20 protein-coding genes are annotated in these 24,281 nt (G+C 61.2%); 11 read left to right on the top strand and 9 right to left on the bottom strand.

Features of this window, described 5'->3' with window-relative positions; all coding sequences use genetic code 11:
* Positions 1–11: 11 nt before the first annotated feature.
* Positions 12–635, bottom strand: coding sequence for a CDP-alcohol phosphatidyltransferase family protein (locus ACWIKB_RS03110; protein ID WP_475265272.1), 624 nt, complete (start codon positions 633–635; stop codon positions 12–14).
* A gap of 147 nt (positions 636–782) precedes the next feature.
* Between ACWIKB_RS03110 and ACWIKB_RS03105 the strand changes: the two genes are divergently transcribed.
* From ACWIKB_RS03105 to ACWIKB_RS03090, 4 genes are all read left to right on the top strand, one after another.
* Positions 783–1,682 (top strand): LysR family transcriptional regulator, encoded by a 900-nt coding sequence (locus ACWIKB_RS03105; RefSeq protein WP_475265271.1) that lies wholly within the window; start codon positions 783–785, stop codon positions 1,680–1,682.
* A 255-nt stretch (positions 1,683–1,937) separates the two neighbouring features.
* Positions 1,938–2,564, top strand: a complete 627-nt coding sequence (locus ACWIKB_RS03100; RefSeq protein ID WP_475265270.1) for a glutathione S-transferase family protein — start codon at positions 1,938–1,940, stop codon at positions 2,562–2,564.
* Positions 2,565–2,704: 140 nt separating this feature from the next.
* On the top strand, positions 2,705–4,735 hold the full coding sequence (locus ACWIKB_RS03095) for a pyridoxamine 5'-phosphate oxidase family protein (protein ID WP_475265269.1): 2,031 nt from the start codon (positions 2,705–2,707) through the stop codon (positions 4,733–4,735).
* A gap of 380 nt (positions 4,736–5,115) precedes the next feature.
* The gene (locus tag ACWIKB_RS03090; protein WP_475265268.1) at positions 5,116–5,481 is read left to right on the top strand and encodes a DUF6124 family protein; all 366 of its coding nucleotides are present in this window, start codon (positions 5,116–5,118) and stop codon (positions 5,479–5,481) included.
* Between the two features lie 104 nt (positions 5,482–5,585).
* Here ACWIKB_RS03090 and ACWIKB_RS03085 read toward each other — a convergent pair whose 3' ends face one another.
* The 8 genes from ACWIKB_RS03085 to ACWIKB_RS03050 are packed head-to-tail and all read right to left on the bottom strand — an operon-like array spanning position 5,586 to position 14,574.
* On the bottom strand, positions 5,586–6,716 hold the full coding sequence (locus ACWIKB_RS03085) for a glycosyltransferase family 4 protein (RefSeq protein WP_475265267.1): 1,131 nt from the start codon (positions 6,714–6,716) through the stop codon (positions 5,586–5,588).
* Positions 6,717–7,847 (bottom strand): glycosyltransferase family 4 protein, encoded by a 1,131-nt coding sequence (locus tag ACWIKB_RS03080; protein WP_475265266.1) that lies wholly within the window; start codon positions 7,845–7,847, stop codon positions 6,717–6,719.
* Positions 7,831–9,198, bottom strand: coding sequence for a glycosyltransferase family 4 protein (locus ACWIKB_RS03075; RefSeq protein ID WP_475265265.1), 1,368 nt, complete (start codon positions 9,196–9,198; stop codon positions 7,831–7,833). The genes ACWIKB_RS03080 and ACWIKB_RS03075 overlap by 17 nt, the downstream gene beginning before the upstream one ends.
* Positions 9,195–10,448, bottom strand: a complete 1,254-nt coding sequence (locus ACWIKB_RS03070; RefSeq protein WP_475265264.1) for an ABC transporter ATP-binding protein — start codon at positions 10,446–10,448, stop codon at positions 9,195–9,197. Before ACWIKB_RS03070 ends, ACWIKB_RS03075 begins: the two co-directional genes overlap by 4 nt.
* Positions 10,448–11,245 (bottom strand): ABC transporter permease, encoded by a 798-nt coding sequence (locus tag ACWIKB_RS03065; RefSeq protein ID WP_475265263.1) that lies wholly within the window; start codon positions 11,243–11,245, stop codon positions 10,448–10,450. Before ACWIKB_RS03065 ends, ACWIKB_RS03070 begins: the two co-directional genes overlap by 1 nt.
* Positions 11,246–12,688 (bottom strand): mannose-1-phosphate guanylyltransferase/mannose-6-phosphate isomerase, encoded by a 1,443-nt coding sequence (locus tag ACWIKB_RS03060; protein WP_475265262.1) that lies wholly within the window; start codon positions 12,686–12,688, stop codon positions 11,246–11,248.
* Between the two features lie 3 nt (positions 12,689–12,691).
* Positions 12,692–13,663: a GDP-mannose 4,6-dehydratase gene (gene gmd / locus ACWIKB_RS03055; RefSeq protein WP_475265261.1), complete on the bottom strand. Its 972-nt coding sequence runs from the start codon at positions 13,661–13,663 to the stop codon at positions 12,692–12,694.
* Positions 13,660–14,574 carry a GDP-mannose 4,6-dehydratase gene (locus ACWIKB_RS03050; protein ID WP_475265260.1) on the bottom strand — a complete coding sequence of 305 codons (915 nt, stop codon included), beginning with the start codon at positions 14,572–14,574 and terminating at the stop codon, positions 13,660–13,662. Before ACWIKB_RS03050 ends, gmd begins: the two co-directional genes overlap by 4 nt.
* A gap of 439 nt (positions 14,575–15,013) precedes the next feature.
* Here ACWIKB_RS03050 and ACWIKB_RS03045 point away from each other — a divergent pair, with 439 nt between their 5' ends.
* From ACWIKB_RS03045 to ACWIKB_RS03015, 7 genes are all read left to right on the top strand, one after another.
* A complete protein-coding gene (locus ACWIKB_RS03045) occupies positions 15,014–16,579 on the top strand; it encodes a glycosyltransferase (RefSeq protein WP_475265259.1) in 1,566 nt (521 codons plus the stop codon).
* Positions 16,573–17,877 carry a glycosyltransferase gene (locus ACWIKB_RS03040; RefSeq protein WP_475265258.1) on the top strand — a complete coding sequence of 435 codons (1,305 nt, stop codon included), beginning with the start codon at positions 16,573–16,575 and terminating at the stop codon, positions 17,875–17,877. The genes ACWIKB_RS03045 and ACWIKB_RS03040 overlap by 7 nt, the downstream gene beginning before the upstream one ends.
* A complete protein-coding gene (locus ACWIKB_RS03035; RefSeq protein WP_475265257.1) occupies positions 17,874–18,770 on the top strand; it encodes a class I SAM-dependent methyltransferase in 897 nt (298 codons plus the stop codon). The genes ACWIKB_RS03040 and ACWIKB_RS03035 overlap by 4 nt, the downstream gene beginning before the upstream one ends.
* A complete protein-coding gene (locus ACWIKB_RS03030; RefSeq protein WP_475265256.1) occupies positions 18,767–19,921 on the top strand; it encodes an acyltransferase family protein in 1,155 nt (384 codons plus the stop codon). Before ACWIKB_RS03035 ends, ACWIKB_RS03030 begins: the two co-directional genes overlap by 4 nt.
* Positions 19,915–20,727: a class I SAM-dependent methyltransferase gene (locus ACWIKB_RS03025; RefSeq protein ID WP_475265255.1), complete on the top strand. Its 813-nt coding sequence runs from the start codon at positions 19,915–19,917 to the stop codon at positions 20,725–20,727. The genes ACWIKB_RS03030 and ACWIKB_RS03025 overlap by 7 nt, the downstream gene beginning before the upstream one ends.
* A gap of 226 nt (positions 20,728–20,953) precedes the next feature.
* Positions 20,954–22,150 carry a DUF3142 domain-containing protein gene (locus tag ACWIKB_RS03020; RefSeq protein ID WP_475265254.1) on the top strand — a complete coding sequence of 399 codons (1,197 nt, stop codon included), beginning with the start codon at positions 20,954–20,956 and terminating at the stop codon, positions 22,148–22,150.
* The gene (locus ACWIKB_RS03015) at positions 22,137–24,278 is read left to right on the top strand and encodes a hypothetical protein (RefSeq protein ID WP_475265253.1); all 2,142 of its coding nucleotides are present in this window, start codon (positions 22,137–22,139) and stop codon (positions 24,276–24,278) included. Before ACWIKB_RS03020 ends, ACWIKB_RS03015 begins: the two co-directional genes overlap by 14 nt.
* Positions 24,279–24,281 lie beyond the last annotated feature (3 nt).

The raw sequence follows: 24,281 nt of genomic DNA, 5'->3' as shown, positions 1-24,281 counted from the left end.
ACGCTGGGGCCTTATACCGAGGGAGCGTTTTCCTGCACTTCTTTGAGGCCCTGACGGACCCGGTTGACCAAGGTGTAAGCCAGCAGGACGGCGATCACCCCAAACACAATGTTAATCCACAACGTGTTGATCCAGCCGAGGGCGATGCCGGTGGCCAATACACCCAATACAAATGCCCGATCACTTTTGCCCATCGGCCCGTCGTAGCGCCGTGAGGCGCCGACCATCGGCCCCAGGACGCCACTGTACTCGCTGAACAATGCCAGCAGCGTGACCGACAGCACAATCAATACGCTCACGTCGGCAATCAGCGCAAACGGCAGGATCAGCGCGCAGTCAGCGACGATATCGCACAGTTCATTAAGGTAGGCGCCCAGGCGTGACTGCTGACCGAACTCCCGAGCCAGCATGCCGTCGATGGCGTTCAGTGCCATGCGCAGGATCATCCACAGCGGAATCAACGCAAACACCCACGGGTGCTGGGCGAAACAGGCAATCGCGACGCCGACCACCACCGAAATCACCCCGGCGAGCACGGTGATTTGATTGGCGGTGGTGCCGTTATCGAACAAGCGTTGCACCAACGGTCGCAACAGGTTCTGGAACGCAGGTTTGAGCTGGTAAATGGAAGGCATCTGGAGACGGTCTCAGCAATTGAAAGCGTGAACGTTCAGGGTTATACGTCACAATAATCAGAATGCCAGTAAAACCCGTCTTTCAGCGAATCCAGGCCCAATCGGGAACGTTCGGCCTCGCGTGGTTTAGTGCTCAGGAGTTAACCGATGGACCGCTTCCAGGAAATGCAGGTCTTCGCCGCCGTCGCCCAGGCGCAAGGCTTTTCGGCGGCGGCGCGGCGTTTGGGGATGTCCGCTGCCAGCGTCACCCGTGCGGTGGCGGCGCTGGAGAAGCGCATCGGCACCCTGCTGCTGACGCGCACCACCCGTAGCGTGCATTTAAGCGAAGCAGGTCAGCGTTATCTGGAGGATTGTCGGAGAATTCTCGCCGAAGTGCAGGAAGCCGAGGATTCGGCGGCGGGCAGTCACGCCCAGCCTCGTGGGCAACTGACGGTCACTGCGCCGGTGTTGTTCGGCGAGTTGTTTGTCACGCCGGTGATGGTGAGCTACCTCGATCAGTTTCCTGAGGTGACGATCAACGGCTTGCTGGTTGATCGGGTAGTGAGCATGGTCGAGGAGGGCATTGATGTCGCCGTGCGCATTGGTGAGCTGCCCGACAGTAATCAACACGCGATTCGGGTTGGCCAAGTTCGGCGGGTGATCTGTGCGTCGCCGGCTTACCTGAACGCCCATGGCCGGCCGCAGCATCCTGAGGCATTGGCCGGTGCACCGGTGGTTGCCACCTCGTCAATCGGCCAGCTCAGGAGTTGGCCCTTCGTTGATAAAGGCCAGCCGATCAGTGTTCGACCGGAACCGCGGTTGGTGGTCACCGCCAATCAGGCTGCCATTACGGCGGCGAGCCTCGGTCTGGGGTTTACCCGTGTCCTGTCCTACCAAGTGTCGAGCAAAGTCGCGGCCGGTGAGCTGGAAATCGTGTTGGCGGACTTTGAACTGCCGCCGTTGCCGATCCACGTGGTGTACCAGGGCGGGCGCAAGGCCCCAGCGCGGATTCGCAGCTTTGTGGATTTTATGGTGAAGGCGCTGCGTGAACACCCGGCGTTGGGGTGAGGCGCAGAACCCCGTGGGAGCGGGCTTGCTCGCGAAGACGGACTATCAGTCAACATCGTTGTTGAATATGAAATGGCCTTCGCGAGCAAGCCCGCTCCCACAGGGATTGGCGGTGCTGGGCTAATGGGTTATTGCACCCGCTGAAATAATGGATTGCATTTACTGGTTATTCTGTTGTTTTGGCGCTGGGTAGATGATGGCTGCCATCGGTGCTGATCATTATCTGAACGGCGCCACCACCCAGCGGAGCCGATCATGCACGCCATCAAACTCTACAATTTCCCACGTTCCGGCCACGCTCACCGTGCCGAATTGATGCTGTCGCTGCTGCAACTGCCGACCGATTTGATCTTTGTCGATCTGGCCAAAGGCGAGCACAAACAGCCGGAATTCCTGGCGCTCAACTCGTTTGGTCAGGTGCCGGTGCTGGATGATCAAGGCGTGATTCTGGCGGACTCCAACGCGATCCTGGTGTACCTGGCACAGAAATATGGCAACGGCCGCTGGCTGCCGACCGACCCGGTGGGCGCGGCCAAGGTTCAACGCTGGTTGTCGGTGGCGGCCGGGCAAATTGCCTTCGGCCCTGCAAGAGCCCGGTTGATCACCGTGTTTGGTGCGCCTTACAACGCCGAAGAGGCGATCACTCGTGCACATGACCTGCTCAAGGTGATCGATCAGGAACTGGCCAACAGCAAATTCCTGGTAGGTAACGAGCCAACCATCGCCGATGTCGCTGCCTACAGCTACATCGCTCATGCGCCGGAAGGCAATGTGTCCCTGGAGGATTACGCTAACGTCCGCGCCTGGCTGGCGCGAATCGAAGCCTTGCCCGGGTTTGTCGGCATGCCGCGCACCGTCGCCGGCCTGCGGACCACTGCCTGATACCCGTCAAACCCTGTGGGAGCGAGCCTGCTCGCGAAAGCGGTGGATCAGTCGACATCAACGTTGAATGCCCAACCGCTTCGCGAGCAAGCCCGCTCCCACAGGTTCGCGTCCTGACCTTCCACCGAAGGAGTCCTGTTATGGAACATTCACCGTGGCACGCTGGTGAACGGCAGATGCAGGAACATGTGGGTGTTGCCGAGCGCATGGACACCCTCGGCCGTCGGGTGATTCGCAGCGAGATGCCAGACCAGCATCGCCAGTTCTATCAGCAACTGCCGTTCATGCTGTTCGGCGCGGTGGATGCCAACGGCGATCCGTGGGCGAGCATCCTCGAAGGACCACCCGGCTTCGCGCATTCTCCTGCGCCTACCGGTTTGCAGTTCGACAGCCTGCCGGCCGCCGATGACCCGGCGCAGTTGCACGCCGGGGACGCCATTGGTTTGCTCGGAATCGAATTGCACACCAGGCGCCGCAACCGTCTCAATGGCCGGGTCGAGGCGTTGACCTCGAATGGCTTCGGTGTTTCGGTGCAGCAGTCCTTCGGCAACTGCCCGCAATACATTCAATTACGGCAGTTTCATTCAGTGCCGTTGGCGGATCCTTCGACCCGCATGGCGCAGCACCTTTTTGAGCTGGACGACGCGGCCAAAGCGATGATCGCTGGGGCGGATACGTTCTTTGTCGCCAGTTATGTGGACGTCGACGGCCAACGCTCGGTGGATGTTTCGCATCGCGGTGGCCAGCCCGGTTTCGTCCGTATCGAAGGCAATCGCCTGACGATCCCGGATTTTGCCGGCAACCTGTTTTTCAACACGTTGGGCAACCTGCTGATCAATCCACGGGCCGGTTTGCTGTTCATCGATTTCAAAACCGGCGATCTGCTGCAACTCAGCGGTCGCACGGACGTCATCCTTGACGGCCCGCAAGTCGAAGCCTTTCAGGGCGCCGAGCGGTTGTGGACGTTTGACGTTGAACGCCTGGTGCGGCGGCCGGCGGCACTGGCCCTGCGCTGGCGTTTCGACGGCATGTCGCCCAACAGTTTGATGACCGGCACCTGGGAGCAAGCCGCCGCACGTCTGCAAGCTCAAGCCCTGGGTGATGCCTGGCGGCCGTTGCGGGTGGTGCGTATCGACGCCGAAAGCCAAAACATTCGCTCGGTGTATCTGGAGCCTGCCGATGGCATCGGGTTGCCGGTGTTCCAGGCCGGGCAGCATTTACCGCTGCGTTTTCACATTGGCGGCGAAACGCATATCCGCACTTACAGCCTGTCGAGTGCACCGTCCGACGACTTTTTCCGCATCAGTGTGAAGCGTGACGGCTTGGTGTCTTCCCATGTGCATGAGCAGATCCGCGTTGGGGATGTGCTGGAAGCCCGCGCACCTCAGGGGCATTTCACCGTGGCGCCCCACGAGCGTCGGCCGTTGGTGCTGTTAGCGGCCGGGGTGGGCATCACGCCGTTGCTGTCGATGGTGCGCGAAGTGGTTTATCAGGGCTGGCGCACGCGGCACATTCGGCCGACCTGGTTCTTCCAGAGCTCGCGGACCTTGGCCGATCAACCGTTTCGCCAAGAGCTGGACCGATTGCTTGAAGGGGCTGGCGACACCGTTCGCGTGACGCGCCTGCTCAGCCAACCGGAACCCGAAGCGCGGGAAGGCGAAGACTTTGACCTGACTGGGCGTATCGACATGGCGTTGTTGCAGTCGATCCTTGAGGTGGAGGACTACGATCAATTGGACTTTGTCCTGTGTGGTCCGGGAAGTTTTACCCAAGGCATGTACGACGGGCTGCGAGAGCTGGATATCCGCGATTCAAGGATTCACGCCGAAACCTTTGGCCCATCGACATTGCGTCGGCGCTTGGACCCGGATGCCGTCATCATCGAGCAACCGCCGGCCGCGACGACTTCGGTGCCCGTGGTGTTCCAGCGTTCAGCCAAAGAGGCGCGCTGGCAACCGGACGGCAGCAGCTTGCTGGAGTTGGCGGAAAGCCGCGGTTTGCGCCCGGAATTCAGTTGTCGCGGCGGGTCGTGCGGCACTTGCAAAACCCGGCTGATCAGCGGCCAGGTGAATTATCCACAACCCCCGGCCGAGGTGCCGGAGGAGGGGCAGGTGCTGATTTGCTGTGCGATTCCGGCCAAGAGTTCGCAGCCATTGGTGTTGGACCTATAGAAAAGATCGCAGCCTTCGGCAGCTCCTACAGGGTGTACACACATCCCATGTAGGAGCTGCCGAAGGCTGCGATCTTTTGATCTTCAAGCAGTCCTACAGACCGAGTGATTTTCGGGGAATGTTTCCGACAGGTTTTGACGGTTGTCCGTCGGAAACGGGGTGGATAGGCTTTGGGTGTCGCTGAAGAATCAGCGACCGGGCTTGGTCGCCCGGGTTTAGAATGGCGCACTTTTTAAGCATGCTTAATGGCGAGCTGTGCGTGGGAGGGCTTTGGCCCTGCCGGGTTTCCATTCCCTGGTCGACCAACCTGCGTACGGTTCGCCACCCTACTGCTTGGTCGCAGTACTGGCGAACTCCACATTTTTGAATGGAGTTTCACCATGTTCAAAGCAACCCCGAATCCCCCTGAAACCGAAATCCCTGCCCTCGACGCCAAAAAGCTCAAAGAAGCCGCCGACCGCGCGCTCGACTTCTACCTGAACCCCGCCGCCCTGAAAGCCCCCGTCGCCCGCAAACCCAGCACGATGTTCGCCGTCGCACCGGATATCAAGGACGAGGACCTGTTGGCCCACACCTGCGAATCCCTGGCCCAGGCCAGCATCATGGCCAGCGACTTTGCCGGCCACTTGGAAGGCCCCAACCGGCACACCGCCATGGCGATCCAGCAAATCGTCATGCTGGCCGAACTGGCGGTGAACCGGATGCTGGATAACGTGGAACTGCCCAAACCTGCGCCACATCGCTAAACCCCTGTGGGAGCGGGCTTGCTCGCGAATGCGGTGTGTCATTCAACATTGATACTGGCGGATCCACCGCTTTCGCGAGCAAGCCCGCTCCCACATAAACGCAGTCAGGCGTAGGACAGGGATTTCTCTTCCAGCAACTCCTGATACAGCTCCGTCCACTTGCGGCCCATTTCATCGGCGGTGAATAGCTGCCGATACCGCGCTTCGGCCTTCACGCCCATCGCTGCCGCCCGCACCGGGTCTTCCCACAAGGTGCGCATGGCCTCGCGGAATGCCTGTGGATTACTCGGTGGCACCACCAGCCCGGTTTCGTTGTGGATGTTGATGTAGCTGGTGCCGGTGCCGATTTCGCTGGAGATCATCGGTTTGCCGTACATCGCGCCTTCCAGCAGCGAAATGCCGAACGCTTCGGAGCGCAGGTGCGACGGGAACACGATGGCGTAGCTCAGTTGCAGCAACGCGACCTTGTCTTCATCCCCCAAACGCCCGAGGAAGTGAATGTTGCGCAGCCCCAGCGCCGCCGCCTGGGCGTGCAGTTCGGTTTCCAATGGCCCGGCGCCGACGATCACCACCGGGTAGTCCACGTCTTTCAAGGCGTCGAGCAGGATGTGCAAACCTTTGTAGTAGCGCATCACACCCACGAACAGGAAAAACTTATCCCCAAGCTTCTGCCGCCAGTGGGCCATGCGCTCGGTGTCAGGCTGTGGATAACCGGCCTTGTTCAAACCGTAGGGAATGACGCGGGTCTTGTCCTGAAACTGCTGCAACACATCGCTGGTGTGCAGGTAGTTGGGCGAAGCCGCGACGATGCGGTCGGCGCTTGCGAGGAAGCGGTTCATCAGTGGTCGATAGAGTTTGAGCAGGTGTTTCTGGCGAATGATGTCCGAGTGGTAGGTGACCACGCAGGGTTTGTTTATGCCGCTGGCGAAATGCACCAAGTCCATGAACGGCCACGGGAAGTGGTAATTGACCACGTCCGCTTCGGCCGCCAGCTCGCGAAACTGTTTGAACACGCTCCAGGAAAACCCCGTGGAGGCGAACTGAATGTCGAGTTTGGCCCGATGCACTTCGTGCTGGCCGAGTTTCACCACGGGCGGTGTCGGGTCGGCACTCAGCGTCAGCACCTGGCCCTCGATGCCATGCTGGGCGCCGCTTTCGCAGAGCTGGAAGATGACTTGTTCGATGCCACCTACGGAGTCGGGCAGGTACGTCTTGAAAAAATGTAGAACTCGCATTCAACCTCCCAAAGCCTGACGGTAGGCGCGAGCTGTGATCTTCGCGCAACGCTCCCAGGAAAAAAGCTTCGCTTGTTGTAGTCCCGCTTCTCGGCATGCCTGCCAATGCGTTTTATCGTCGATCAGTCGGCTCATTGCATCGCGCAAGCCGACAGGGTCGTCAGGTTCAATGTAGTTGCCCGCCGCGCCCGCCACCTCCGGCATCGCCGAATGTCGAACCAAAATGACTGGCGTGCCGCTGGCCATGGCCTCAAGCACGGGCAGGCCGAAGCCTTCATAGATCGATGGAAAAATCAGTGCCCGAGCCCCGGCCAACAGTTGCGCCACTTGCTCGTCAGGCAGATAGCCCAGCAAACACACGTGCCCGGCAGCCAGTGCCTGACGCAGTTCTTCGCTGAATTGCTCGCGCTGCCAGCCGGCCATGCCGACGATCAACAGTGGAAATTGCTGGCGCTGCGCTTCCGGCAGCAAGGCATGGGCGCGCAACGCCAGGGTCAGGTTTTTGCGTGGTTCCAGGGTGCCGACGCACAGGAAATATTCCCGCGCCTCGACCCCGTGGGCCTTGAGGACCGCGTCGATATCCGCTGCTTCACGGGGATGGAAACGCGCTGCAACACCCAGCGGCGCGACGATGAAACGCTCGGCCGGTAGTGCGAAATATGCTTGTGCCTCGTCCGCAATAAACTGCGAATCGGTCAGGATCAATTGAGCCTGTTGCACGCCATCGGCCAGGCGCCGCTCGATTTCACGCAAGCGCGCGGGCGGTTGCGTCTCGGGGTAATGCAGGTGCGTCAGGTCATGCAGGGTGATGACCGTCGGGCCGTCGAACGACAGCGGCCACAGACTCGGTTCGTGATAGAGGTCGATGGACTGTGAGCGACCCTGATCGAAGCGTTTCTGCGCCAGCCAGCGCCGGGCCTGATAAGCCCCGGGAATTTGCCGCAGCAACGGCGTCAGGCGCGAGTAGCCGGGCATGGCCGCTTCGGGCAGCGAAGTGCTCCAGCCCCAACCGTGGAACAGCGACAGCTCGACGTCCGGTTCGCAGGCGAGCGCGCCCACCAGTTCGGCGACGTAGTGACCGATACCGGTACGTGGGGCCTGGAGGATGCGGGCGTTAAGGGCAATTCGCATGTTGCCTCTCTGCCACTGCCGGCATCGGTTGAAGATTGCGCAGGGTGCGTTCGGCCAGTTGCGCGCTGGCTTCACGCCAGCCGATCCACTGCCAGTCCGCGACGCCGCGCGCCGCTGGGAATTGGCCGCTGCTCTCGAAGCGTGCGACCAGGTCGGCCAGGGTTTGCGGTTGGGCCAGATCGAAGTAGGCCATGAACTCGCCGCCGATTTCGCGAAAGATCGGAATGTCGCTGCCCATTGCCGGCAAGCCGCGCTGCATGGCTTCCACCAGCGGCAGGCCGAAGCCTTCGACCCAGGATGGAAACACCAGTGAGCGGGCGTGGGAGTAGGCGTATTCGAGGCTGGTGTCGCTCAGGTCGTTGAACATGAACAGTCGCTTGTTCAACTGCGCATGGTTGCGCACCCGGGCGAGCAGGGCGTCGCACTTCCAGCCGATGCGCCCGGCGATGCACAGCCGGGCCGTCGAACCGGCCGCCCAGGCGAGTTCAAAGGCATCCAGCAGGTAGTCGTGGTTTTTGCGCGGCTCGATGGTGCTGACCATCAGGAACACCGGCTCCGGGGTGTCGAACATCTGCCTCAGGCGCGGTTCGACGGTGGCGCTGGCTTCGCTCAGGTCCAGTTCGGAGCCGAGGTGGAAGTAGTCGAACCATAAGGCCTCGGCTTTGGCCGGACCGACCCGGCGCTGCAATTCTTCGCGTACCTGATCGCGCACCGTGGCGGAAATCGCCACATAACCGTCGGCAGTTTGCGTGATCCAGTCGAACCATTCGTTGAAAACCTGCACCAGCCGCGTGTCGTAGAACTGCGGGTGGGTCAGGGGAATCAAGTCGTAGATCACCGAGACGATGCCCACGCCATCGCGCTTGAGTCGTTCGGCAAACGGGAAGAAATCGGTGTGCCAGGACGAGTCCAGCAGTACCAGTTGATCTCCCGGCTGATGCTGTAACGGCGAACAACGCTTGGGTAACTGATACTGGTTGACCTGATCGATCAGCCGCAACGGCACGCTGAAACAGGCCAGCGCTGTCAGGCGGTAAGCCACGTACAGCGCGCGCTTTGTAAATGTCGACGTGCAGCGCTTGTCGAGCCGCTGGTGCAGTTGCCAGAAGCGATGGGCCAAGCGTTCGAGCCGCCCGGCGAAGGCCATCAGGCCATCGAACAATGGGTTGTTCAGCGAACCCAGTTTCAGCACGCGGTAGAGTTTGCCTTTGAGCATCACCACCGCAATGCACTCAACGCCGTCCACACTGGGCGGCAATTGATTGATGACATTGCGCACCACCCGCTGAATGCCCGAGTTGACCTTGGGGTGCTGAAACACGTGGGTACATTCCACCAGCAGGCGAGTCATGACGTACGCTCCTGGGAAATGGATCGGGCCGTGCGGGTGATGGTGGTCTCGGCCCCCAGCCACGAGCAGCCGACGAAGTCTTCGTGGCGGTTATTGATGACGTGGAACACCAGACCGTAGTCGCGCCATTCGTAGTTGCGGTCCAGGTGCGAGTCCAGTCGCGACAGGCTCAGCGCCACCGAATAATTGCCCTTGCCCAGGCCCATGACGAAGGCAAAGCGGTAGGTCACTCGGTCGCCCGCGTGCAGGTTGCTCAGGGCTTTGTCCTGGCGATGGGTGTTGATGCCGTACATGGCCTGGCCCAGGCGATCCTTGATCATGAAGCCCAGCACCAGGCGTTCGATGTCCTGGCGAATCTCTACCTGGACTTCCAGCACCACCGGTTGACCGACTTCGGCGGCATCGATGGAGCGTTCGTTTTCGTCCAGCAGGCGCACGCTGAGGATGCCGGCTTCACCGGTACCAGACACGGTTTGCACCTGGCCGCCGGCGAGCATTTCCTGGCGTACGGTCTGGCCCTCGCGTTCGGCGAGCAAGGCGTTGTAGTAATCCATGACCGCTTCGGGTTTGTCGTGCATGGCCATGCGACCGCGATCCAGGAGGATTGCCGAATCGCAGATCGACTGGATCGCACCACGGTCGTGGGACACGATCAGCAACGTAGTGCCGGCTTTGCGGAAGCTGCGGATGCGGTCGAAACTTTTGTGCTGGAAGTAGGCGTCGCCCACCGACAGCGCTTCGTCGACGATCAGGATGTCCGGGCGCCGGGCGGTGGCCACGCTGAAAGCCAGGCGCATTTGCATGCCGCTGGAATAGGTGCGCACCGGCTGATCGATGGCCTCGCCGATCTCGGCAAAACGTTCGATCTCGGGCATCAGCGCTTCGATCTCTTCAACGTGCATGCCCAGCAGTTGCCCGGCCATGACGGCGTTTTGCCGGCCGGTGAAATCCGGGTGAAAGCCCATGCCCAGTTCCAGCAGGGCGGCGACCTGGCCTTCGAGCTGGATGTTGCCGCAGGTCGGTTGGGTGGTGCCGGTGATCATCTTCAGCAAGGTGCTTTTGCCAGCGCCGTTGACCCCGACGATGCCCACCGCTTCACCGGGGGCGATCTCGAAGGCCACGTCTTGCAGCACCCAGTGCTGGCGGTGGCGCATCGGCGAAAACGGGATCAGCCACTCGGCCAGTCGGCTCCAGCGCGTGGGGTATTGTTTGTAGGCCTTGCCCAGGCCGGTAACGCGTATGTGCCCCATCAGAGTTCATCCACCATTTCGCCGACCCGCTGGCGAAACAGCCGCAGCCCGATCACGCAGAACAGCACGCCGGTCACGAAGATCGGCAACAGGGAACTCCACACCGGCCATTGGCCGTAGAGAAACAGGTTCTGATAACTGGTCATCAGGTTGGTCAGCGGGTTGAGTTGCAACAGGCGCTGGACCCATTCCGGCAGGATGCTCATCGGGTACACGATCGGCGTCAGCCAGAACCAGAATTGCAGGCAAATACCGTAGAACTGGCCGATGTCGCGAAAGAACACGTTCAACACGCCGAGGATCATTCCCAGCCCGGCGCAGAACATCACCTGCAACGCCAACAGCGGCAGCAGCGCCAGCAAGGCCATGCCGGGCCAACGTCCGGTGATCAACAGAAAGCCCAGAAACAGCCCGATGATGATCGCGAAATTGATGCCGGCGTTGAACAGCACGATCACCGGCAGGCAGATCCGCGGGAAGCTGATTTTCTTCAACAGGTTGGCGTTTTCCAGAAACATGTTCTGGCAACGCAGGGTGATTTCCGAGAACAGGCCCCAGGTCAGCAACCCGGCACAGAGGTAGACGCTGTAGGCCATGCCGTCATCCACACCCGGCAAGCGGGCGCGCATGACGTGGGCAAAAACTACCGTGTACACGACGATCATCGACAGCGGATTGAGCACGGTCCACAGGGCACCGAACAACGAATTGCGATACCGCGCTTGGAACTCTCGCTTGACGCTACCGAGGATGAAACCTCGATAACCCCACAGTGAGCGGTACAGGGAAAGCAGCATTCAAACCGTCCTGCCGTAATGGTCTTCGAAGCGAACGATATCGTCCTCTCCCAGGTATTCGCCGCTTTGTACTTCAATGATCACCAGGTCGATGACCCCTGGGTTTTCCAGCCGATGCTTGTGCCCGGCGGCAATGAAGGTGGATTCGTTCTTGGCCACCAGGTGGGTGCCGGTGCCGTTGTTGGTGACCTTGGCCATGCCTTCAACCACGACCCAGTGCTCGTTGCGGTGATGGTGCATCTGCAACGACAACTTGCCGCCGGGCTTGACCACGATGCGCTTGATCTTGAAGCGCGTGCCTTCCTCGAGCACGGTGTAGGTGCCCCATGGCCGGCTGACGGTGCGGTGCAGGCGATAGGCTTCGTGCTTTTTGTCCTTGAGCTGCTTGGCTACCCGGCGCACATCCTGGGCGCGATCGGCATGGGCCACCAGCACGGCGTCGGCGGTGTCGACGATGATCAAGTTATCCACACCCACGGCGGCGACCAGCCGGCCTTCGCTTTGAACGAAATTGTTGTGGCTGTCGACGAAGATCGCATCGCCACTGGCGCGGTTGTTTTGCGCATCCGGCGGTATCAGCGCTGCCAGCGCCCCCCAGGAACCGATGTCGCTCCAGTCGAAACCGGCGGGCACCACGACCACTTTGTCCGAGCGTTCCATCAGGGCGTAGTCGATGGAGATGTCGGTGATCTCGGCAAACAGCACCGGCGATAATTCCTGTTGCAGGCAGCCACCGGTTTCCACCGGTGCACTGACGGCCATGCAGGCGCGGGTCTGTTCCAGCAATTCGGGGGCGTGAACCTGCAACTCGGCCAGCAACGTGGCCACCGAGAAGCAGAACATCCCCGAGTTCCACAGGAAGTTGCCGCTTTCCAGGTAATGGGTCGCGGTTTGCAGGTCGGGTTTTTCGACGAAACGCTGGACCTTGGCGGCGCCTTTGTCGTCCAGCGGTGCGCCGGTTTCGATGTAGCCGAAGCCGGTTTCCGGCGCTGTCGGCACCACACCGAATGTCACCAGGTGACCGCTCTTGGCCAACGACACGGCGTGCTCGACCGCGCTCTGCAAGGCATCGACATTGACGATCAGATGATCGGCCGGCATCACCACCATGATTGCTTCGTCGCCATGCAATGCTTGCAGCGACAGTGCGGCGGCGGCGATGGCCGGGGCGGTGTTGCGCCCCATTGGCTCCAGCAGGAAGTGCCCGCGATGACGAGCCAGTTGCGCGTCCTGGTAGTGATCCTTGCTCTGGAAGTAATACTCGCGATTGGTCACGGTGACGATGTCGCCCCAACCATCGAGCAAGCCCGCCGCGCGCCGATAGGTCTTGCCCAGCAGCGACTGGCCGTCAGGCAGCAGCATGAACGGCTTCGGGTGCCCTTCACGGGACACCGGCCACAAACGAGTCCCGGCACCGCCGGAGAGGATCACAGGAATCAGCATGGCCTACTCCTTGGCGACGCGTTTCATGTCCGCATCCATCATCATGCGGATCAAGGTGTCCAGGTCGGTTTTTGGCTTCCAGCCCAGTACACGCTGGGCCTTGGCCGGGTTACCGAGCAGTACATCGACCTCGGCCGGGCGGAAGAATGCCGGGTCGATCTTCACGTAGTCGCGGTAGTTCAGGCCAATGTGATCGAAGGCAATGCGGCACATTTCGCGCACGGTGGTGGTCACGCCGGTGGCGACCACGTAGTCGTCGGCCTTGTCCTGTTGCAGCATCAGCCACATGGCTTCGACGTAGTCGCCGGCAAAGCCCCAGTCGCGCTTGGTGTCGATGTTGCCCAGGCGCAGCTCGGTTTGTTTGCCTTGCTTGATCCGGGCGGCGGCGTCGGTGACCTTGCGGGTGACGAACTCGATACCGCGCAGCGGGGATTCGTGGTTGAACAGGATTCCGCTGTTGGCGTGCAGGTTGAAGCTTTCGCGGTAATTCACGGTGATCCAGTGACCGTAGAGCTTGGCCACGCCGTAAGGGCTGCGCGGATAGAACGGCGTGTTTTCGTCCTGCTGTTCGGCCTGGATCAGGCCGAACATTTCGCTGGTGGATGCTTGATAAAAACGCGTGTGCGGGCTGAATTGGCGGATCGCTTCCAGCAGATGAGTTACGCCCAGGCCGTCGACGATGCCGGTGGTCACCGGTTGATCCCAGGAGGCGGCAACGAAACTTTGCGCTGCCAGGTTGTAGACCTCGTCCGGCGCAGACTTGATCACCGCGCGCTGCACGGAGCAGGCATCGGCCATGTCGCCGTCCAGGTAAACGATGTCGCCCTCGACGCCCATTTCGCGCAGGCGCCAGCGTGAATCGCTGCTGCGCCGTGCTACCAGGCCGTGGACCTTATAGCCCTTGTCGAGCAGCAGTTTGGCCAGATAAGCGCCGTCCTGGCCGGTGATCCCTGTGATCAGTGCACTTTTTGTCATTCTTCATGTACTCGCTTCTCCCAGTCGGACAGGATCGCCCGCAGGGATTGTTGTGTTGTGATTTCAGGGGTCCAACCTGTGGCCAGGGCAAGCTTGGCATGGCTGCCACAGACGCGACGCTGATCAGCGCGGCGAAGACGCGCAGGGTCCTGAATCAATTGCATGTCGACCTGGGCGAGGTCCCCCAGCTGTTCGATCAAACTGCGGATGCTCTGCTCGCGCCCCGAGCAAATGTTGTAGACCTGCCCCGGCGTGCCTTTTTCCAGCAGCGCCAGGTAGGCCGAGATCACATCGCCGACGTCGAGGAAGTCACGGGTGACATCGATGTCGCCGACTTCCAGTTGCGGCGCTTGCAGGCCATGTTTGATTCGGATGATTTGCCGCGCGGCGCTGGCGATGACGAAGCTGTCTTTCTGCCCGGTACCGATGTGATTGAACGGACGAGCCACCAGCACGGGCCAGCCTTCGCTCACGCCCCACTGCAGACTCAGGAATTCGGCCGACAGCTTGCTCACGGCATACGGGTTGCGCGGGCAGGGTGGCTGGAGTTCGGTGATGGGTAGCTGGGCTTCGCTGACCTGGCCGTAGACGTCGCCGGAGCTGACATACAGGAAGGTGCCACTGAACCCGCGCGCCTTGAGTGCTTGCAGCAGATTCAGGGTGCCGAGCAGGTTGATGTTCAGTGTGCGCGCCGGATCACGGAAGGCTTCGGGAACAAAGGTCTGGCCGGCCAGGTGAATGACCGCGTCGGGCAGCTCGGGCCAAAGGCCTTCGAGGCTGCCTGGCTCGCCGAGATCGTACCGGGAAGGTGCAGGCAGCAGCTCCCATTCCGAGGCTTCAGCTTTCAGGCGGGATTGGATGTGTTGTCCTACGAATCCACTCAGACCCGTAACGAACAGACGCTTTTTCAAACAGCAGCCCCTTGGTCATACATTTCGTCCATTCCCCACAGGCTTTAAGGAGATGTCTGACGGACCGGGTAAATTCCTTGGTCGAAAGACAGGCAAAATGTTTTGTTGTAGTTGTTTGGTAGCCAATCTGTGCCAATTGCGCAGCAATTTCAACAGGTCCAACCGTGACTGGTCAGTTCTCGTTAGCGTAGCCTCATTTTTCTGGTCGGGCGGTTCACGAATCCTCAACGGATGTGTTTAGAATGCCCCTCGTCACGATTATCCAGCGATCGTTCGGGGTGTTGCGAAAGTTGTTCCCAGGCCCCGCGAAGCTGACCATTAAAACAAGAACGTAGACGGGCAAGAAGACGATGGACGACGACCGGCATACGCCGAACGATCTGTCGCTTTGCCGTCATAGAGTGGGGCTGCCGGGACGGCGGTTTCATCGTGGGATGCCATGAATTTCATTCTTTACTCGGACGTCAACGACAGCTCTATCAGCCAGAGCCTCGGTCGGCCCGAATACAGTTACTACTTCGTGCTCAAGGCTTATCGCCCGGTGCTCGAAAGCCTTGGGCGAGTGCACGTGGTGTCCAGCGTCGCCGAGGTCGATCCCCTTTACAGGCAACTGCTCGCTGCTGGCGAAGACAGCTTGTTCCTGTCGTTCACCCCACCGCAGAAAACCCCGACCGACCTTGAGTGCCCGACGATTTGCGTGGTGGCCTGGGAGTTCGACTCGATTCCCGATGAACAGTGGGACAACGACCCGCGCCAGGACTGGACGCACATGCTCGCGCGCCAGGGGCGAGTGATCACGCTCTCCAGCCACACCGCCCGGGCCATTCGCAAGGCCATGGGTGAAGACTTCCCGGTGTTGGTGCTGCCAACGCCGTTGTGGGAAAACTTCGCGGCGATTCGTAGTCATCACACCAGCGCGCCGGTCAATCCGGGCTCGACCCTGGACATCAAGGGTTGCGTCTTCGATAGCCGCACCCTCGGGCTATCTGCCGATGCGCTGGTTCCGTTGCCGCCGACCGCTGAAGAGCTTGCGGCGCTGGAGGCATTGAAGCCGCCGCCGCTGACACTCAAACGCCGCTTCGTCATTGCACGCCATTACCTGCGTCTGTGGGCGCTGGACCTGGGCAAGTCGCAACCGGTACCGGTGCATCGCACGTACTTCCTCAAGCAGTGGTATTGGGAAGGGGTTCGCGATCTGTTATCGAATGCCGCTCATAAACGATTGGCCAACGCCTTGCCGAACATCGCCGGCCCGCAGCCGATCGTGCTGCCCGAGCCGGCGCCGCTGGATCTGCCCGACACCACCCGCCAGGTCGAAACCCAGGTCGATGGCGTGGTCTACGTCACCGTGTTCAACCCCAAGGACGGCCGCAAAAACTGGCATCACCTGATAACTGCATTCTGCTGGGCCTTCCGCGAAACGGCTGACGCCACGCTGGTGTTGAAGATTACCCAAAGCGACCTGTCGTCCTACTACACCGAGCTGATGACCTTGCTCGCGCAGATGTCGCCATTCGCCTGTCGGGTGGTGGTGATGCACGGTTATCTGGACGATCCGCAATACGCCCGGCTCTACGAAGCCGCCAGTTTCTACGTCAATGCTTCACGCTGCGAAGGCCTGTGCCTGCCGCTGATGGAGTTCATGGCCAGCGGCAAACCGGTGATCGCCCCGGACCACACGGCGATGGAGGATTACATCGATGAGCGCGTGGCGTTTGTTGTCAAGTCCAGCGAAGAGCTGACGATCTGGCCCCAGGACACCCGCATCATCTACCGCACCCTGCGTTATCGTCCGGACTGGGGCTCGCTGAAAACCGCTTACGAAGACAGCTATCGGATGGCGAAGGAACAACCGCAGGATTACCAGCGAATGTCCCGCGCCGCCATCGAACGCATGCACGATTACTGCGCGTTCGCCCCGGTGCAGCAACGTCTGTCGGACTTCTTCGGGCTGGTGCCGCAGGCCTCTGCGCCGGCGACCGTGACGGATAACGCCTCATGCTGATCATCATTCATTCGGAAACCAACCAGCGCACCATTGCCCAGAACCTCGGCCGCTCGGAGTACAGCTATTACTTCGTGCTCAAAGAGTACCGGCCGGTGCTGGAGCGACTGGGGCGGGTAGTGGAAGTCAGCGACCCGCAGACTGAAGTCGATGCGCTGTACCTCGATTGCCTGTCGCGGGGCGAAGACTGTGTGTTCCTGTCGTTCTCGCCGCCCCATCGCACACCGGTCAACTTTGCCTGCCCGACCCTGGCGGTGTTTGCCTGGGAATTCAGCACCATTCCCAACGAGCCGTTCGCCGGGGAGCCGCGCAATGACTGGCGCAGCGTGTTGCGCGCGTGCGGTGCGGCCATTACCCATTCCTGCTATACGGTCAACGCCGTGCGCGAGGCGATGGGCGCGGACTATCCGATTGTTGCTGTGCCGGCTCCGGTGTGGGACCGCTTCGCCGACCGTGGCGCGCAGTTGCAGCGCCAGCCGCTGGCCCGTCAGGTGAAATTGACGATCAAAGGGGTTGTGGCGGACAGCCGTCAGCTCGACCTTCAAGCGTTTGGGCCAGAGCATTTGCGCACCGGTAAGGGCATCGATTTCGAGGCGCCCGCCAGCGAGCACGAGTTGGTGCTCGACGGGGTGATCTACACCTCGGTGTTCAACCCCAGTGACGGACGCAAGAACTGGGAAGACATGCTCAGTGCTTTTTGCGTGACCTTTCGCGAGGTGGAAGACGCCACGCTGGTGTTCAAACTGACCCACCACGATGCCGAAGAAGCCCTGACCGACATTCTTCATCATTTGTACAAAAACCAGTCTTACCGGTGCCGCATCGTGCTGATTTACGGCTACCTGGCGGACGCGGATTACGAGCGATTGGTCCAGGCCACAAGCTACGTGGTCAACACCGCTTACGGTGAAGGGCAGTGCCTGCCGCTGATGGAGTTCATGTCTTGCGGCAAACCGGCGGTGGCGCCGCGCACCACGGCGATGATCGATTACCTGGATGCCGACAACGCGTTCATTATCGACACCACCGACGAACTGACCGCCTGGCCACACGACCCGCGCCGGGCGTTCCGCACGTTGCGCTACACCACCAATTGGGCGTCGGTGTGCACGGCGTATCGCGCCAGTTATGAAGTGGCCAAGGGGCATCCCGAGCGCTATGCGCAGATGTCCGCCCATGCGGTGGCCAGCTTGCAAACCTTCTGCAGCCAGGCCACTGCCGAGCAACGCTTGCAAGGGTTTTTCGCCGACTTGTTCAAGAACCGTGTAGCGCCTGCCATGGAAACCCCCGAGGCATGATCCGCGCACTGTTGCGACGTCTGTTCCCTGCGGCGAAACCCGAACCCGAACCGATGCCGGTGGTGGTGCACAGCGCCGTGTCGCCACGGGATGTGGGGTTGCGCGACGCCATGCTCGATGGCTGGTTTCTCGGTGACAGCGGCGAACTGCTCAAAGGCTTTGCCATCAACGCGCACGACACCTTGCTGGATGTCGGTTGCGGTGAAGGCGTGGCGACGCTGTTTGCGGTGCGTCAGGGCGCGTCGGTGATCTTCACCGACAGCGAACTCGATAAGGTCCGCGATCTGGCCCGGCAGGTAGACGCACAGTCGACCCGGCAAAATCTTGGGTTGGTCAGCAATAGCCTGCCGCTGCCCCTGGCCGACGGTTGCGCGAGCAAAGTCGTGTGCATGGAAGTGCTCGAACACATCGATCAGCCCGAGCCGTTCATGGCCGAACTGGTGCGCATGGGGCGGCCGGGAGCGCTGTACTTGCTGAGCGTACCGGCGCCGGTGGGCGAGCATTTGCAGCAAGGCATCGCCCCCGCGAGCTATTTCCAATCGCCCAATCACGTACAGATTTTTACCCCTGAGCGGTTTGCCGCCATGGTGGAAGACGCCGGGCTGGTGATCGAACATCGTCAGGCCAGCGGATTTTTCTGGGTCATGGGCATGATCTTTTTCTGGGCCAGTGAACGGGCGGCCGGGCGCGACCTGGGTGGCGCGGTGCGCGACCGGATTCAGGCGCCGTACCCGCCGCTGATGGAGAGCTGGGCGCGCACCTGGCAAGACTTGCTGGCGCAACCCAATGGGCTGGCGATCAAGCAGATGCTCGATCAATTCATGCCCAAGAGTCAGGTGATCATAGCCCGCAAACCGCTGGATACCGAGGCAACGTCCGGGAGGATGGCATGAGCAGTAAACGGATAATGGACATCGAGTTGCTGCGCGGCATTGCGGTACTCGGCGTGTTGTTTCATCACCTGCAAGGCAGCCTGTTCACCGATACGGTGCCCTTGCTGGAAAACATTCATGCCTGGTTGCAACCGTGGTGGGGCGTCGATCTGTTTTTCGCGATCTCGGGCTTCGTCATTGCACGCAGCCTGATACCGGCGTTGCAAGGTTGCACCACGCGCCAGGAGTACTGGCAGCAGACGCGTAACTTCTGGTTGCGCCGAGCCTTTCGATTGCTGCCGTCGGCGTGGCTGTGGCTGGCGTTGATGCTGCTGGCTTGTCTGTTTATCAATCAATCCGGGGCGTTCGGCACGTTGCACGCAAACTTGCAGGCGACATTGGCCGGGGTCGCGCAGTACGCCAACTTCCGCTTTGCCGACAGCTTCTTTCACTACGAGTACGGCACCAGCTTCGTCTACTGGAGCCTGTCGCTGGAGGAGCAGTTCTACCTGTTGTTCCCGCTGCTGATCCTGGTGTGTCGCAAGCATCTGGTCTGGGCTTTGTTGGCATTGGTCGCGGTGCAATTGTTCACGTTGCGCACGCCGATCCTGATGGTTGTGCGCACCGATGCACTGGCCCTCGGCGTGCTGCTGGCGATGTGGAGTGCGCGGCCCGGGTATGTCCGCTGGGAGCCGACATTCTTGCGTCGGCCGTGGGCGGGCGTCTCGGTGCTGCTGATCCTGGCGCTGGCGCTGAGTTTCATGGCCACGGATCGCTTCACCTTCGCCAACTTCCGGATCGGCGCGATTGCCGTGCTCAGTGCGGTGTTGGTCTGGATCGCCTCCTACAACCGTGATTACTTGATGCCAGCGGGTTTGCTGAAGAACCTGATGGTGTGGATCGGCAGTCGCTCCTACGGGATTTACCTGATCCACATTCCGGCTTATGCATTGGTGCGCGAAGTGATCTTGCGCTTGCAGGCCGCCGGTCTGCCGAGCCCGGCCGGGCATCCGGTGCTGACCCTCCTGATCGCAGGCGGGCTGATTGTCCTGCTGAGCGAGCTCAATTACCGCTTTATCGAAATGCCCATGCGCAATCGCGGCGCCTCGCTGGTGCAACGTCTGAGCACGTCCCGAACCGCCGTCCCATCCTCTGGAGCGACCTCATGCTGAGGCTTTTGAAGAAACTCACGGCGGGTACGCCCGCTCCCGTGGCACCCGTCGCCGACAAGGTCGACCCGTACATGCTCGGCCTGCATGATGCGATGCTCAGCGGCTGGTTCAACCAGCAAACCGGCGAGCTGTTCAGCGGTTTCCCGGTTACCGCCGAGGACACTTTGCTGGACGTTGGCTGCGGGGATGGCGGCAACGTGCATTTCTGCGGGATGCGTGGGGCGAAGATCATCATTGCCGACATCGACGCGGCGAAGGTCGAAGCGACCCGCTTGCGCCTGGGCGATACGCCGGCCCGGGACGTCGAATGCCACGTCACGGACTGCAATCCGCTGCCGATTGCCGATGCCACCGCCACCCGCGTGGTGTCCACCGAAGTCATCGAGCACGTCGACGACCCGGCGCAATTTCTCGCCGAGCTGGTGCGGGTCGGCAAGCCGGGGGCGCTGTATCTGCTCAGCGTCCCGCACCCAAGCTCCGAAGACCTGCAAAAGGACATCGCCGCGCCGGAGTACTTTCAGAAGCCCAACCACATTCGTATCATCAGCGAAGAGCAGTTCAAGGCAATGGTCAGCGACGCCGGCCTGGAAGTGCTGAGTCACAGCCAGTACGGGTTCTATTGGTCGATGTGGATGCTGTTGTTCTGGGAAGCCAAGGTTGATTTCAGTAACGCTGATCACCCGCTGCTCAATCACTGGGCCGATACCTGGAAAGCCGTCCTGGAGTCGCCACGAGGCGCGCAGATCAAACAGGCGCTGGATGCGGTGGTGGCGAAAAGTCAGGTGATCATCGCCCGCAAGCCTTGAGCCGATTCACTGTGGGAGAGAGTTTTTGTGGCGAGGGGGCTTGCCCCCGTTGGGTCGCGAAGCGGCCCCGGCTTTTATCCAGGTAAACCGAGTTGTATGGATTTACGACTGCTGCGCAGCCGAACGGGGGCGAGCCCCCTCGCCACAAAGCACCTCATCACAGGTTATCTGTCTGGCCTGAGACTGCATTACTCTGTAGACCTGTGTTTTAGGGATCAGGGATTTCATGTCGTTTTTCGTTCGTCTCTCGGTCCTGCTTGCTGCGGCGCTGTGGCTCAACGGCTGCAAACAACCCGACGCTCCACCACTCGATCAACAACTCTACGTATGGCAACGCCAATGGACCCCGGCCCATGAAGCCGCGCTGCGGGACAGCCGTGCGGATTTTTCGACCTTGCGGGTGCTGGCCTTGCAGGCGTTTCCGCAGGAGGGTTGGCGGCGGGCGCGGATTGATCCGCTGTTGCTCAAGCGTGATGGCCGGCCGCTGATTGCGGTGATTCGCCTGGATGGCCAGCTCAGGGCGCTGGATCAGGACGAGGTCATTGCGCAGATCCAGCAACTGCTCGGCGATTGGAAAACCCAAGGCCTGACCTTGGCCGGCGTGGAAATCGATCACGATGCCGGCAACGCTCGACTACCGGCCTATCGGACGTTCCTCACACAGTTGCGCGCCACGCTGCCGGCGTCTTTGCCGCTGAGCATCACCGCGTTGCCGGCCTGGCTCGATAGCCCTGAATTGCCCGAGCTGTTGGCGACGGTCGACAGCAGCGTGTTGCAGGTGCACGCGGTCAGTGATCCGCGCCATGGCTTGTTCGACCCGGCCAAGGCTGAACAGTGGGCCAAGGCCTGGAATCGCATTACGACTAAACCCTTTTATCTGGCACTCCCGGCCTATGGCGTGGCGTTGTTGCCGGACGCCCGTGGTGCGCCGGTCGTGGAAAGCGAAGTGCCTATCGAACGCGGCGGTAAACGTCGGGAATTGCTGGCCGATCCAGTGCAACTGCGCCAACTGGCCCTCGACCTGCGCGCCGACGCGCCAGCGCACTTGGCCGGGCTGATCTGGTTTCGCCTGCCTCTGGCCGGCGACCGTCGCGCCTGGAGCCTGACAACCCTGAGCGCTGTCGCTCGCGGTGAGGCGTTGAGCAGCCGCCTGAGCCTGCAACTATCCGAACAAAACGGCCTCTATGACATCGCCATCACCAACCAGGGCAATCTCGACAGCGCCTGGCCCGAACGCCTGACACTGGCGGCGCAAGGTTGTGACGGTGCCGATGCTTTGGCCGGTTATGCGTTGCAACAGAGCCCGGATCTGCTTACCTTCACCCGCCTGCGCGACGGTCGAATGCCGGCCGGCGGACAGCGCGCCATCGGTTGGGCACGTTGCACACATATTGATCAAGGAGGTTCGAATGTTCACCCGTAACTGGCCCCGCCATCTGCTCTGCCTGAGCCTCAGTTTGCCGCTGGGTTCGGCGCTGGCCTGCGGGCCGGACTTTCCGATGCGCCTGCTGGATGACCGGGAGCAGTCACTGGCGGAGCTGCCGGAAGGTAACTTCCGCTTCGAGGTCAATCGCCTCGGGCACGCCATCGCCGGGTTGAACAATGCCACGGCGGCGACCAATAGCCCGGGCAACGGCTACGGCGATGAGCCGTCCTACACCGATCAACGGGACAAGGCTGAACAGGCTGGTTTGACCGCTGAGCAGCAAGCGCTGGTCAAGCAGCTGCGCACATTGACCGATGCTCATCAGGTGGAGATCCAGGGCGCGAGCCTGCCGGTTGATTTGCGGCTGTACCTGGCGGGCGCCGTGGCGTTCAGCGCCGGGGATCATCAGCTCGCCGCTGAATACTTCCAGAAAGTCCTGGCGTTGCCGGCCAGTCAACGACCGTTACGCAGTACATGGGCGGCGTATTCATTGGGCCGGTCGCTGTATGAAATGAGCGCCGAGGCGGGTGCCGGGCCGGATCTGTTGGCCCAGTCGCAGAAGGCCTTCGAGCAGACCCGTCAACTGAGCGTCGACGGCTTCAGCGACCCGCTGGAGCTGGGCGTCGCCAGTCTCGGTGAAGAGGCGCGCGTCGTTCTCTCGGCGGGCGACTGGAACCGCGCGATCGAACTCTACGCCACGCAAACTATCCACGGTTCGCCGGTGGGTTACTCCTCGCTCAAGCAGTTGATGGCCGAACTCACGGCGCTGCCCGATGATCAATTGGCCGTGCTGCTTCAAGGCAAAACGGTGCAGCAATTGGTCACGGCTTCGCTGATCAGCCGCGTTGGCTGGTCATTCGGAGAACAACCGCCGAGCGAGAAAAAACTGATTCAGATGCTGCAAGCCAGCACTCGCGGCAGCCTGGATAACGCCGATCGGCTGGCGGCGATGAATTATCAACAGGGCGACTACGCCAGCGCCAAAGCTTTTGTCGACCACGCGGGCGACGGCGGCCTGGCCTGGTGGATACGCGCCAAACTGGCGCTGCGTGAAGGCGACAAAACCGCTGCCGCCGCAGCCTATGCGAAAGCGGCCCAGGCGTTCCCGCAAAGTGAAGCCTGGGGTGAGGCACGCATCCCGGAATGGGACTACAACGATGTAGTCGTTAAGCCCAATTGCCGGGTCGAGGGTGAAAGCGCAATCCTCGCCCTGCAACGGGGTGACTACCTGCAAGCCTTTGATCAGCTCTATCGCAGCCAAGGCGTGTACTGGCTCGACGCGGCCACGGTCGCCGAGCGGGTGTTGACCGTCGATGAGCTCAAGCATTACGTCGACACCCAAGTGCCGGCAGTACCGCCGCTGACTCAGCAGGAGCGCGACAATTATGTGCAGCTGCCGGTAGCTGCGAAGCTGCGGGATTTGCTCGGGCGGCGGTTGTTGCGTGAAGAGTGGTACGACGAGGCGCCAGGGTACTTCGACAACGTCGATCTGCAGAACAAGGCCAAGGCCTACGCACAGTTACGTCACGAGGCCGACGCTGCCTGGTGGCCAACTACTCGCGCCGCCGCTTTGTTCAACGCCGGCGCCTTGGCTCGTCAGTGGGGGATGGAGATACTGGGCTATGAGATGTCTCCGGATTACGCCTCGTTGTTCGACGGCAACTTCAGCCTGGAGACCACGGAACTGAAAGTCGGACCGTTGGTGGCCGAGGGTGAGGTCCAGCGCCAACAGGCCAGCGCTGCTCAGCCAAATGTGCGCTTCCACTATCGATTCGTCGCCACGGCACTGGCCAGTCGCGCCGCCGACAATTTACCTCACACCAGTCAGGCCTTTGCGGCTGTGTTGTGTGCGGCTTCGGGGTGGAATTCCAGCCTTGAGGAGCAGAGCGCGTTCTATCAACGCTACGTCAAGGAAGGCCCTTACGTGACCTGGGCCGGAGACTTTGGCCATCAGTGCCCTTATCCGGACTTTCAGAACGCCAGCAAACGCTACGTGACCCAGGCCACGGATTCCGTGCGCTCAACCCTGCGGCCCTACAAGAAACCAGTGCAGATTGGTGGTGTGGTGGTGGTCGTGGCGGCGGCGTTGCTGTTGATCAATCGCCGTCGCCGCAAAGCGCAGTAAGGC

This window comes from Pseudomonas sp. 5Vm1k, from assembly GCF_056161485.1.
The sequence above is the reverse complement of the archived record's forward strand: the minus strand, read 5'-3'. Positions and strand labels throughout refer to the sequence as shown.